This is a genomic window from Pantoea pleuroti, assembly GCF_014156615.1.
In the GTDB taxonomy this organism is placed as follows: domain Bacteria; phylum Pseudomonadota; class Gammaproteobacteria; order Enterobacterales; family Enterobacteriaceae; genus Pantoea; species Pantoea agglomerans.
Window position 1 is genome coordinate 387717 of record NZ_SBFD01000001.1, and the last position, 11675, is coordinate 399391.

The 11675-nt window shown below is 56.4% G+C and carries 11 protein-coding genes; 5 read left to right on the forward strand and 6 right to left on the reverse strand.

All coding sequences use genetic code 11. From position 1 onward, the window contains the following. Positions 1 to 97 precede the first annotated feature (97 nt). Complete coding sequence (locus EPG66_RS01945) at positions 98 to 1693, forward strand: ABC transporter substrate-binding protein (protein WP_050679896.1); 1596 nt, start codon at positions 98 to 100, stop codon at positions 1691 to 1693. A 389-nt stretch (positions 1694 to 2082) separates the two neighbouring features. Here the strand turns inward: EPG66_RS01945 and EPG66_RS01950 are convergent, their stop codons facing one another. Then, positions 2083 to 2997, reverse strand: coding sequence for a LysR family transcriptional regulator (locus EPG66_RS01950; RefSeq protein ID WP_182685824.1), 915 nt, complete (start codon positions 2995 to 2997; stop codon positions 2083 to 2085). Positions 2998 to 3137: 140 nt separating this feature from the next. Here EPG66_RS01950 and EPG66_RS01955 point away from each other — a divergent pair, with 140 nt between their 5' ends. Together EPG66_RS01955 and EPG66_RS01960 are read left to right on the forward strand one after the other, a co-directional pair. Beyond that, positions 3138 to 4559 (forward strand): M20 family metallopeptidase, encoded by a 1422-nt coding sequence (locus EPG66_RS01955; protein WP_182685826.1) that lies wholly within the window; start codon positions 3138 to 3140, stop codon positions 4557 to 4559. Then, positions 4556 to 5824: an MFS transporter gene (locus tag EPG66_RS01960; protein WP_010244731.1), complete on the forward strand. Its 1269-nt coding sequence runs from the start codon at positions 4556 to 4558 to the stop codon at positions 5822 to 5824. Before EPG66_RS01955 ends, EPG66_RS01960 begins: the two co-directional genes overlap by 4 nt. A 75-nt stretch (positions 5825 to 5899) precedes the next feature. On the opposite strand, the gene aldA is transcribed toward EPG66_RS01960, so the two are convergent. Continuing rightward, entirely contained in the window at positions 5900 to 7336 is a 1437-nt protein-coding gene (aldA, locus tag EPG66_RS01965) for an aldehyde dehydrogenase (protein ID WP_182685828.1), read from the reverse strand. A gap of 196 nt (positions 7337 to 7532) precedes the next feature. Between aldA and EPG66_RS01970 the strand changes: the two genes are divergently transcribed. After that, the gene (locus EPG66_RS01970) at positions 7533 to 7799 is read left to right on the forward strand and encodes a DksA/TraR family C4-type zinc finger protein (protein WP_010244737.1); all 267 of its coding nucleotides are present in this window, start codon (positions 7533 to 7535) and stop codon (positions 7797 to 7799) included. A 3-nt stretch (positions 7800 to 7802) separates the two neighbouring features. Here EPG66_RS01970 and EPG66_RS01975 read toward each other — a convergent pair whose 3' ends face one another. Continuing rightward, positions 7803 to 7901: a YoaK family small membrane protein gene (locus tag EPG66_RS01975; protein WP_008925225.1), complete on the reverse strand. Its 99-nt coding sequence runs from the start codon at positions 7899 to 7901 to the stop codon at positions 7803 to 7805. A 43-nt stretch (positions 7902 to 7944) separates the two neighbouring features. Next, positions 7945 to 8268 carry a hypothetical protein gene (locus tag EPG66_RS01980; RefSeq protein WP_182685830.1) on the reverse strand — a complete coding sequence of 108 codons (324 nt, stop codon included), beginning with the start codon at positions 8266 to 8268 and terminating at the stop codon, positions 7945 to 7947. Positions 8269 to 8627: 359 nt separating this feature from the next. On the opposite strand from EPG66_RS01980, the gene rhaT reads away from it, so the two are divergent. Then, the gene (rhaT, locus tag EPG66_RS01985) at positions 8628 to 9662 is read left to right on the forward strand and encodes an L-rhamnose/proton symporter RhaT (protein ID WP_010670192.1); all 1035 of its coding nucleotides are present in this window, start codon (positions 8628 to 8630) and stop codon (positions 9660 to 9662) included. Between the two features lie 173 nt (positions 9663 to 9835). Here rhaT and rhaR read toward each other — a convergent pair whose 3' ends face one another. Further along, on the reverse strand, positions 9836 to 10699 hold the full coding sequence (rhaR, locus tag EPG66_RS01990; RefSeq protein ID WP_010244749.1) for an HTH-type transcriptional activator RhaR: 864 nt from the start codon (positions 10697 to 10699) through the stop codon (positions 9836 to 9838). Positions 10700 to 10710: 11 nt separating this feature from the next. Next, positions 10711 to 11532, reverse strand: a complete 822-nt coding sequence (gene rhaS, locus EPG66_RS01995) for an HTH-type transcriptional activator RhaS (protein WP_029519526.1) — start codon at positions 11530 to 11532, stop codon at positions 10711 to 10713. Positions 11533 to 11675 lie beyond the last annotated feature (143 nt).

Below are 11675 nucleotides of genomic sequence, written 5' to 3' on the forward strand. Positions count from 1 at the left end.
GGTTCGTTATGGTGCCGAATCGTGCTATCAATGAAGCATCTGAATGATTCATTTAGATATTGTGATCACCGGAAGTCAATACAAAGCGAGGATAATAATGAAAATCAAGATAGCCACCTTAGCGCTTGTTACGGCTGGGATAGCGCTGGCTGGCAGCGTTAACGCCAAAACGCTGGTCTTCTGTTCTGAGGGATCGCCAGAGAACTTTAACCCGCAGCTCTATACCTCCGGGACCAGCGTTGACGCCAGTGCGGTGCCGGTCTTTAACCGGCTGGTGGACTTTACGCCCGGCACCACCAATCTGGTGCCCAGCCTGGCAGAACGCTGGGAAATCAGCCCGGATGGCACGGTTTACACCTTCTATCTGCGCAAGAACGTGAAGTTTCAGAGCAATAAAGCCTTCAAACCCAGCCGCGACTTCAACGCCGACGATGTGATCTTCTCGTTTATGCGCCAGATGGACCCGAAAAATCCCTACCACAATGTCTCTGGCGGCACCTATTCCAACTTCGAAAGCCTGGAGCTCTCCACGCTGATTAAAAGTATCGACCGGGTCGATGACCACACCGTACGTTTTACGCTGTCCCATCCGGAAGCGCCGTTCCTTGCCGATCTCGCCTGGTACTTCGCCTCGATCCACTCGGCGGAATATGCAGACGCGATGCTGAAAGCGGGGACGCCGGAGAAGGTCGATATGAACCCGATCGGCACTGGACCGTTTGAGCTGGTGCAGTATCAGAAAGATTCCCGCATTCTCTACAAAGCGTTCCCGGACTACTGGCAGGGCAAGGCGAAGCTCGATCGGCTGGTGTTCAGCATCACGCCGGATGCCTCCGTGCGCTATGCCAAGCTGGAGAAGAATGAGTGTCAGGTAATGCCATTCCCTAATCCCGCCGATCTGGAAAAGATGCGCGCTAACCCGGATATCACCCTGGAACAGAAGGCGGGTCTGAATACCGGCTTCCTGGCGTTTAACACCACCAAAGCGCCAACCGATAACGTCAAAGTGCGCCAGGCGCTGGCGATGGCGATCAACAAACCGGCGATCATCGATGCGATATTTAAAGGCACCGGCACGGTCGCGAAAAATATCCTGCCACCGGGCGTATGGAGCGCCGACAAAGATCTGAAAGATTACGACTACGACCCAGAGAAGGCCAAAGCCCTGCTGCAACAGGCGGGTGTGAAACCGGGTACCGAAATTGCGCTCTGGGCGATGCCGGTTCAGCGGCCTTACAATCCGAATGCGCGCCGCATGGCGGAGATGATTCAGTCGGACTGGGCTAAAGTCGGCATCAAAGCCAATATCGTCAGCTATGAGTGGGGCGAATACCTGAAACGCGTGCGCAGCGGCGAGCATCAGGCGGCACTGATGGGCTGGACCACCGCCACCGGCGATCCGGACAACTTCTTTGGCCCGCTTTACAGCTGTACCTCGGCACAGGGCGGTTCCAACTCCTCAAAATGGTGCTATCAGCCATTTGAGAAGTTAATCACCGAAGCCCGCGCCGAGCCGGATCAGGGCAAACGCACCGCGCTCTATCTGCAGGCACAGCAGATGATGCATGACCAGATGCCTGCAGTGATGATTGCGCACTCCACCATCTTTGAGCCGGTGCGCAAATCGGTCAGCGGCTATCAGGTCGATCCGTTCGGCAAACATATCTTCTATCAGGTTGATATTAAGCAGTAAGTGATTGCCGCTAAAGCCAGAGCCCCACTTACGAGTGGGGCTAAGCTTATGCACTAAAGTCAGGGTTTATATGACCGCAATGATAAAGCTGCACTAATGTCAGGGTTTATATGACCGCAATGATAAAGCTCAATGCGAAGGGAACATGACCCGAAGAGGAAAGCGTCCCGCGCCATGGACAAAAACGCCGGGAGCGTTTTTGAACAACGCAACGCGTTGGCCCGGCTACGGGCGCACCTCAGGGATGAGGTGCGTAATCGCGTGGGCCGAGCATGCCATGGAGGGCGGCTTTTGCGACTTTCCGATCGGGTCGTGTTCCCTAAGCCAGCACTATCTGACAGCCATCCAGCGCAGACTTTAACAACCAAACTCCTTTAAGCCTGTACCCCTCATCCCATCCTCACCTGCTGATCCATCTCCGTCAGCCGCTGCTGCAAAAACTGCAGAAACAGCGTCAGCGCCGCATTCCGCTGACGGCCCGACACTGTCTGAAGCTGCAACGTACGCTGACTCAGCTGATCCACCCCCATCGAACGCAACACCAGATTTTGCGTGTCGCGCTCAAACAACAGGGTAAACGCACTGCATATGGTCACTGCCTGCGGGGTATGCAGCAAAAAGTGGTAGAGCGTAGCGAAATAGTCGCAGGTCAGCACCGGCTCGACCACGCAGTCGTTCATCTGACAGGATAGGTCAAACAACTGCCGCACGGTAGTATGCTGACCTGGCAACGCCAGCGGCCAGCCATGCAGATCGGCCAGCGTCACCTGACGCGACGCCAGCGGATGCGACTGATGCATCGCCAGTAACACCGGTGCCGGCCACGAGCCGAGCACTTCAACGCTGCGCTCCGGTTGCAGACTGAACTGCAGCGCAACATCGCATTCACCAGCCCTGACGCATGCCGCCACGCCCTGCGAGTGCGTCACATTAAGCGCAAACAGCACGCCGGGGTTGGCCTGACGGAACTCCGCCAGCAGACCCGGCAGCAGACTGAACGCCATTCCGTCGGTGCAGGCGATGCGGATCAGGCTGCGCCGTATTGCTTTCAGACCCTTAATCTCCGCCAGCGCATATTCCATATCGAGCTGACTCTTGCGCACATGATGCGCGAATATTTCACCCGCTTCGTTCAATACCATACCGCGTGCATGCCGCTCAAACAGCGGCACTCCGACCTGCGTCTCCAGACGCTGGATCTGGCGACTAATCGCCGACACCGCCACAAAGAGTTGCTCGCTGGCGGCGCTGAGCGATCCGTACTGTACGACCGCCAGGAAATAGCGGATCTCACTGCTTAACATGGTGACTCCGGCAAAACGCATCATAAAAGGGCAGGCGTGGCTTGCTTTAAAAGCAAGGCTCACTCGATAAATTAATAATTGTGGCAAAGAGCGAAGTTTGTCAAAGATAAAGCACGATAAAAAGAACAGACAGGGCAAACATGACAGAGCAACAGACCGTTGACCAGGCGATGCACTATTTCGACAGTGGCGAGTTTCAGCAGCTGCTGGCACGACGAATTTCCTGCGTGACCGAAAGCCAGCACGCCAGCAGGCAGGCGGAGCTGGAGAACTATCTGCAGCAGGAGATTGGCCCGCAACTGGCGGCGATGGGCTTTACGCTGCACCCGTTTGAGAATCCGCAGCCCGGCAGCCCGCCGTTTCTGATTGCCACGCTTATTGAAGATCCCTCCAGGCCGACGCTGCTCTGCTATGGCCACGGCGATGTGGTGTTCGGCGACGATGAGAACTGGCGCGACGGTTTATCACCGTGGCGACTCATGGCTGAAGATGACCGCCTGTATGGACGCGGCAGCGCGGACAACAAAGGCCAGCACTGCATCAATCTCGCGGCGCTGGAGCAGGTGTGGCAGGCACGCGGTGGCGCACTGGGCTTCAACTGCAAAATTTTGTTTGAAATGGGTGAAGAGATCAGTTCACCGGGGCTGGCGGAGATTTGCCAGCAGCAGCGGGCGCTGTTACAGGCAGACCTCTTCATCGCCTCTGATGGCCCGCGACTGAACGCGGTGCGGCCGACACTTTTCCTGGGTTCGCGTGGCGCGGCGAACTTTCGTCTGACTATCAGGGCGCGCGACAACGCCTATCACTCCGGCAACTGGGGCGGACTGCTGAGTAATCCCGGCACCCAGCTGGCCAATGCGCTCGCCTGCCTGGTGAATGCACAGGGTGTATTGCAGGTCGCCGCGCTGAAACCGGACTCCCTTACCGATGCGGTGCGCGCCATCCTCAGTGATATCGAGGTGGGCGGAATGCCGGGCGATCCGGCGCTGGCCGACGGCTGGGGAGAACCGGGCCTGACGCCTGCGGAGCGTCTTTATGGCTGGAACACGCTGGAGGTGCTGGCGTTTGAAACCGGTAACCCGGCACGTCCGATGAACGCCATTCCCGGCAGCGCCACGGCGGTGTGTCAGCTGCGATTTGTGGTCGGCACCGACTGGGAAAATCTGGTCCGGCATGTCGAAAGTCACCTGCATCAGCACGGCTTCGATAACGTCAGCGTGGAATTTATGCGCGGTTCACCTGCAACACGGCTCGATCCGCAGGATCCGCTGGTGGCCTGGGCGCTGGACACGCTAGCCTGCAGCAGCGGTAAAAAACCGGCGCTGTTGCCCAATCTCGGCGGTTCACTGCCCAATGAGGTATTTGCCAATATCCTCGGCCTCCCGACGCTGTGGGTGCCCCATTCCTATCCGGCCTGCGGCCAGCACGGCGTTAACGAACACATGCTCACCTCTGTTGCACGTGAAGGGCTGGCGATCATGACCCGCCTTTTCTGGCAACTGGGTGAAGAGGGCGAACAACTGATGTCACGCCACCATCAGTGGCGGAGAGGTGAACAATGAGCAGCATCGCGCAGAGTACTCCGCAGGTGAAACCGAGCCTGCACAAAACGCTGTTCGCTACCTGCATTGGTAACGCGCTGGAGTGGTTCGACATCGCGGTGTATGGCTTCTTCGCCAGCTACATCGCGCACGTCTTCTTTCCGGTCAGCGATCCGTCGGTATCGCTGCTGCTGACCTTCGGCAGCTTCGGCATCTCATTCCTGATCCGTCCGCTGGGTGCCATCGTGCTGGGCAACTATGCCGACCGTCATGGCCGTAAAAAAGCGCTGCTGCTCTCAATCAATCTGATGATGCTGGGCGGGGCGATCATTACCTTTATGCCGGGTTACGCCACTATTGGTCTGGCGGCGCCGCTGCTGATTATCCTGGCGCGTCTGATTCAGGGCTTCTCTGCCGGGGGCGAGTTTGGCAGTTCCACCGCTTTCCTGGTAGAGCACTTTCCCGAGCGCAAAGCCTTTATCGCCAGCTGGCAGTTCGCCACACAGGGCGCCAGTACTCTGATGGCATCGGCGTTCGGCCTGGGGCTGACACACTGGCTGAGCGAAAGCGAGATTCAGGCGTGGGGCTGGCGTATCCCGTTTGCTTTCGGCTTACTGATTGGACCGCTGGGGATCTACATTCGCCGTCACGTGCAGGAGCCCGCCAGCTTTGCGACGCAGGAGAAGGAAGCCGCACCGCTGAAAACGCTGTTCGGGCGGCAGAAAGCGCTGATCACCCTGGCGATTGGGGTGATGGTGATCTCGACCGCGGTCAACTACATGCTCAATTACATTCCGACCTACGCCACCAAAACGCTGCATCTGCCGGGATCGGTGGCCTTCACCGCCACGCTGGTCGCAGGGATTATCCTGACGGTGGTGACGCCCATAATGGGATTGTGGGCGGAGCGGATAGGCCGATTGCCGCTGATGTGGGGATCGCTGCTGCTGTTGATGGTCACGATCTATCCCGCCTTCAAATGGATGGTCGATCACACTACGCCCACCACGCTGATCCTGCTGGTGGCGTGGATGGCGCTACTCAAGTCGGTCTATTTCTCCACGGTGCCGTCGGTGATGGCCGATCTCTTCCCGGCGACCACGCGCGCCAGCGGCATGGCGATCAGCTACAACGTGGCCGTGACGGTATTTGGCGGGTTTGCACCGCTGATTTGCAGCATGCTGATTGCCGCCACCGGCAGCAGTCTGGCGCCTGGATACTACCTGATGGCTGTGGCGGTGCTGAGTGGCATCGCGCTGCTGCGCTGCAGTAAGCGGGTGGCATAAAAGAGTGGGCCAATTACTGGCCCACTCTGGTACTGACAACGTCAGGTACGGGAGGAGGTAAGATCGAGCCAGTGATTAACTGAACTGTAAATAGGCAACATGGGTCTGCAGATACTCCTCCAGACCATGTTTTCCATCGGCACCGCCGACACCCGATTTACGCCACCCGGCATGAAATCCCTGCATCGCTTCGAAGTTTTCACGGTTAACATAGGTTTCGCCGAACTTCAGCTTTCGCAGCGCGGTCATGGTGGTATTCAGATTCTGCGTATAAATCGAGGAGGTCAGCCCATACTCGCAGTCGTTGGCCAGCGTAATCGCCTCGTCAAGCGTTTTAAAACTCATCACCGGCAGAACCGGGCCAAAAATCTCCTCCTGCATAATCGCCATCTCCTGGCGCACCTCAGTCAGCAAGGTGGGTTGGAAAAAGAAGCCTCTGTCTCCGGCGCGCTTGCCGCCCAGAACCACTTTCGCCCCTGCGGCGACGGCCTCTGCCACCTTCTGCTCCACCCGATCCCGTGCTGCGGCATTAATCAGCGGACCCATATCGATATCGCTGCGTTCGGCCGGGTCGCCAAATGTCACCTGCTGAAACGCGGCGGTCAGTGCGCTGATAAAACGATCGTAAATGCCTTCCTGCACATAGAGCCGCTCTACGCAATTGCAGACCTGTCCGCTGTTAATGATCCGCGAGCTGACGACCGCCCGCACAGCCAGCTCGAGGTCGGCATCATCCATCACGATGGCAGGGGCTTTTCCACCCAGTTCCAGCGACACTTTGGTGACATTTTTAGCCGCGGATTCCATGGTGGCAATGCCCGCACCGACGCTTCCGGTCAGACTCACCAGACCGACCTTAGGATTTGCTGCCAGCTCCTGTCCCACTTCCGGTCCCAGACCATAAACAAAGTTAATGACGCCAGCAGGCAGGCCTAGCTTTTGTATGATGTCGGCAAAAAGTGCCGCATTATTCGGTGTCAGCTCACTGGGTTTGATCACGATGGTGTTTCCGGTGATCAGGGCCGGTGCCGCTTTGCGGGCAATGAGGAAGAAGGGGAAATTCCACGGCAGTATTCCGGTAGTGACGCCGATCGCTTTTTTGAACAGGAAGATATTTTCGTTGGGGCGGTCACTGTTGATGATCTCACCTTCATAGCGACGCGCCCACTCCGCCATGTAGTCGAGGTAGTCGGCGGTGAACATCACTTCGGTCTTCGCCAGCCCCTGGGTTTTTCCACCCTCAGCCACAATGGTTGCCGTCAGTTCAGGCTCACGCTGGCGGATGGCGGTGGCAATTTTGTGCAGCCAGACGCCGCGCTCTACTGCAGGCAGCGCTTCCCATCCAGGCTGAGCCACTTCTGCGGCGCTGATGGCAAGGCTGGCATCCTGACGACTGCCCTGGGGAATACGGGACAGCAACGCCTCCGTGGACGGATTGATCACTTCAATCCAACGGTCACCCTGATGGGCTACAAATTCGCCATTAATGAAATGTTGATGATGTGTTGTCATTCGCTTAGCTCTCCGCTATCGATACGTTGCAGTAATGTGATAGCAGGGTGAAACAGATTGCTCAGGGCTACCTTTAGCTGATTGCCAGCTGCCGGGAGCGGCTGGCAGCCAATCACAGATATCGGTGAGTTCTGCGGCAAAAACGTCAATATGTTGTAGATTTAAAGGAGTGAAGTGGTAATAAAGGGGTTAAATCATGGCAAATGGATGGGCGTCAGAAGGCGCAGTACAGGAACAGATCGATAGCACCGTCAATGATGGCATTGAGCGGGTAAGACAGTCGATCGGACAGGGCGAAAGCGCCACCGAATGCGAGCTCTGCGGCGAGCCGATCCCCGAAGCGCGTCGTCAGGCGCTTAAAGGCGTGCACTATTGTGTGGCGTGTCAGGAAAAAATCGACAAGCAACAGCAGACCAGCAGTTTATATAACCGTCGGGGCAGTAAAGACAGTCAGTTGCGCTGATCCTCAGGAGCCTGGCATCGCCAGGCCACTGCCAATAAACCACGCCAGAAAGCCCACGCCCGCCACAATGATGGCGATCGGAAACAGAATTCCAATTCTCATAATTTACCTGCTGCAAACAGCGATTTCAGGGGCTGCGATCTTATCATGAGATCTGCAGTACAGCGCGGTGGGTTTTCAGCAGAGTGAACAGCTGGAACTGCGTTGCATCATTTTCCTCCCGCAACACCTCACCTTTTTTATAGAGAATATGGTGAACATGTCCGAGCTGACGCCAGACCACTATCGCTGAGGCGATCAGGGCGCAATGCTGATCCACCTGCACACACTCAAGGGTGGCATAGTGGGTTTCATCCAGGCCATTCACAAATACCTTTATCGCATCTGCAGGTAATATCGCGCGCAGATCATCCAGCATGACCTGGCTGACTGACTGCGATAGAAACAGCGTTAACCACTTTGTCGTCATCCCATTCCCTGATCCGATCAATTTCCCCCAGTTTATACGACCTTGCCCGCGTTAATGAAAGGCTTCTTTGCACATTTGCCAACCTTCCCTTGTGAATGGCAGTCAGATCAGAATTGTGCTGCGCCACACAGCAAAAATGAAAAAAACATTGAATAATAAGTTACTTACTTAACTAATCGTCCGGTTTTCTGACAACGGTGAAATTGTGATCCCTGATGGGCACAACGGGTAAATATTGCCACTTCACTGTGGCTTCCGGCATTTATCCAAAGGCTGAGGAATTCCTGCTGAACGTAGACTGCCTGCTGAGCGGAAGCAGACAGGTTTCCGACAGGCCTCAACCTAACCGGGGAATAACAATGAACAGTGCCATTATTGCGGGTATCTTCTGGCATTTTGTCGGAGCTGCCAGCGCCGCGTGTTTCTACGCGCCTTTTAAACAGGTGAAAAGATGGTCATGGGAAACCATGTGGTCGATCGGTGGCCTGATGTCGTGGCTGATCCTGCCGTGGGCGGTAAGTGCCATTTTACTGCCAGATTTTATGGCCTATTACAGCAGCTTCTCGCTGTCCCAGCTGACGCCGGTATTTCTGTTTGGCGCGATGTGGGGCATAGGCAATATCAACTACGGCCTGACCATGCGTTATCTCGGCATGTCGATGGGAATCGGTATCGCGATTGGCATTACCCTGGTGGTCGGCACGCTGATGACACCGCTTCTGCAGGGGCGTTTTGGTGAGCTCTTCGCGTCGGCGGGTGGCCGGTTAACCTTGCTGGGCGTACTGGTGGCACTGATTGGTGTCGGGATTGTGTCGCGTGCCGGGCTGTTAAAGGAGCGGGCGCTGGGGATTAACGCAGAAGAGTTTAATCTCAGAAAAGGACTGGTGCTGGCGGTGATGTGCGGCATCTTCTCGGCGGGTATGTCCTTTGCCATGGATGCGGCTAAACCCATGCATCAGGCCGCCGCTAATCTTGGCATCGATCCGCTGTATGTAGCTCTGCCCAGCTACGTGATCATTATGGGCGGCGGCGCTCTGGTTAATCTGGCCTTCTGTTTCTGGCGGCTGGCCACCCGGCCAGAGCTGTCGGTGCGTAAAGACTTCTCGGTCGGGAAGTCGCTGCTGATTACCAATACCGCGTTTGCGGTGCTCGGCGGCACCATGTGGTATCTGCAGTTCTTCTTCTATGCCTGGGGCCATGCCAGAATCCCGGCGCAGTATGACTATGTCAGCTGGATGCTGCACATGAGTCTATACGTCCTGTGTGGTGGTCTGGTGGGGCTGCTGATGAAGGAGTGGAAGTCTGCGGGGCGCCGACCGGTCAGCGTGTTATCAATCGGCTGTGTGGTGATTATCATTGCCGCCAATATTGTGGGACTTGGCATGGCGGCCTGATCGCGAATAGTGACTCTGTCTTTATGCAGGCGGGGCCTGCCAGACTGATGGCTCACTCCGTCGGGGTTTTACTTACAACAACACATTAGTTTAATTCGCAGGCACTGTTTCCCGGCAATGTGGAACAGCTTTTCTCTGTTACCTCAACGGGCCTGCTATGCAGGCCCGTTTTATTAAGACTCGGCACTTTTCAGTGCCTGGCGTGGCGCGATAAATTGCTGTCGCCAGGCGCTGGGAGGTAAACCGGTGTCACGGGTGAAAACCACCGAAAAATAGTTACTGTCATCAAAGCCGCAGCGGGCGGCAACCTCACTAATCAGACAATCCTGGGTGCGCAGCAGATATTTTGCCTGACAGAGCTGCAGCTGACGCAGGTAATGACCGATGGTCATCCCGGTCTGCTGACGGAAAAGCTGCCTCAGCGCCCGTTCGCTGAGCTGGTTCTGCTGACAAAACTCCGCGAGATCAAAGGGGCGGGCAATCGCACCCTGTAACGCTGACATCAGCAGATCGAGCTGTTCCCCCTCCGGCAACGCCCAGGGGCGGTCGGCCGCGTAGCCGTGGCGGCGCAGAATCAGCGCCAGCTGTAAAAACAGCGCCTCCGAGAGCTGAACTGAAAGGGGGTCGCTTTTGCGGCTTTCACGCTCCAGCTGGCTGATCACTCCCCGGGCCAGCGCCATCCCTCGCGTGGTCAGCCGCCAGCCGCCTGGCGCATCCGGTCCCTGTTGCGGCAGCAGCTGATTCCAGTCAAGGGCAAGACCAAAGCGATCCCGACAGTAGAGGATGTTATCCAGCACCAGATCGTTAACGCTGTCGTAGCTGTGGCAGTCACTGTCGCGGATATAAAAAACGTCGCCACAGGTAATCAGCCAGGGCCGATCGTTGAGGACGTGCAGGCCATTGCCGCGCCAGACAATCACGATTTCACTGAACTCGTGTCGATGCGGCGGGAAAGAGGGTTGTGGCATCCTTTCGGCGACCGCCACCGGTAGAGTAGTGGCGGGAAAATAGTCATCCCGACTGAGTATCAATGCCATGATTGGCTCCTTTACATCATCTGCTGGCGCTCCGCTCGCGGTGCGCAGCCAAATTCGCGCCTGAACAGGGTTGAGAAATGGTTGCTGTCCCCAAATCCACACTGGAAGGCGATATCGGTAATTCGCATATCACTGTGACGCAGCAGATGACGGGCCTGCAACAGCCGCACACGGTTCAGGTAGCGCTGCGGCGTGCTACCGGTTTGCTGCTTCATTTGCCGATGCAGGGTACGCAGCGACAGGGAGAAGCGGTCAGCCAGTTCATCCCAGATAATCTCATCACTGTAATGCTCACCCAGCCAGTCGAGCAGACGATGCAGCCGCGCCTCCTGATCCTGACTCTGTCCGTCAATGCACGCCTCACGCAACAGCACCAGCAACTGTAAAAAGAGCTGTTCCTGACGCGCCTGTTTTTCCATCGACCAGGTATCATCCGGCTGCATCTGCGCCGCCACACTCAGCGCCTGCGTCATCACCTTTTGATTGATGCGCCAGTGGGAAGCATATTGCCCGTCCTGATCGCAGGGCAGTAAAGCCTGTAACCCGGAGAGAAAGCGAAACGCGCCGGGGCTGCGATAAAGCACGTTGGTCAGACAAAGGTTGTCGGTCTGCTCATAAAGATGACGATCGTGATCGCGCACAAAGCAGACGCAACCGGCGCACAGCGTTTGTGGCTGACCATTAAACACATGAATGCCAGAGCCTTGCTCAACCAGCACAATTTCATGGAAATCATGATGATGTTCCGGGAAGGCGGCCTGGGGTACGCGGGGTTCAATCGCAATGGCGTAATCGCCTTCGGGGAAAAAATCCGCACTGTGCAATATGGTCATGGTCATCTCTCGCTGCTTAACAAAACCGTAACGCAGTCTAATCAGCACGCTCTAACCTTACCTTGAATTTTCAGCCTGACTCAGCAGGAATCATGCTGATTTTTCAAGAAATCCTCAGCAGTTAACAGATTTGCGGCAGGGGT

Bases quoted from the DNA above. Each gene is read 5' to 3' on its own strand.
- aldA (WP_182685828.1), bottom strand. From the start codon at position 7,336: ATGACAACACATCATCAACATTTCATTAATGGCGAATTTGTAGCCCAT.
- rhaS (WP_029519526.1), bottom strand. From the start codon at position 11,532: ATGACCATATTGCACAGTGCGGATTTTTTCCCCGAAGGCGATTACGCC.
- rhaT (WP_010670192.1), top strand. From the start codon at position 8,628: ATGAACAGTGCCATTATTGCGGGTATCTTCTGGCATTTTGTCGGAGCT.
- EPG66_RS01970 (WP_010244737.1), top strand. From the start codon at position 7,533: ATGGCAAATGGATGGGCGTCAGAAGGCGCAGTACAGGAACAGATCGAT.
- EPG66_RS01960 (WP_010244731.1), top strand. From the start codon at position 4,556: ATGAGCAGCATCGCGCAGAGTACTCCGCAGGTGAAACCGAGCCTGCAC.
- EPG66_RS01980 (WP_182685830.1), bottom strand. From the start codon at position 8,268: ATGACGACAAAGTGGTTAACGCTGTTTCTATCGCAGTCAGTCAGCCAG.
- EPG66_RS01945 (WP_050679896.1), top strand. From the start codon at position 98: ATGAAAATCAAGATAGCCACCTTAGCGCTTGTTACGGCTGGGATAGCG.
- EPG66_RS01950 (WP_182685824.1), bottom strand. From the start codon at position 2,997: ATGTTAAGCAGTGAGATCCGCTATTTCCTGGCGGTCGTACAGTACGGA.
- EPG66_RS01975 (WP_008925225.1), bottom strand. From the start codon at position 7,901: ATGAGAATTGGAATTCTGTTTCCGATCGCCATCATTGTGGCGGGCGTG.
- rhaR (WP_010244749.1), bottom strand. From the start codon at position 10,699: ATGGCATTGATACTCAGTCGGGATGACTATTTTCCCGCCACTACTCTA.
- EPG66_RS01955 (WP_182685826.1), top strand. From the start codon at position 3,138: ATGACAGAGCAACAGACCGTTGACCAGGCGATGCACTATTTCGACAGT.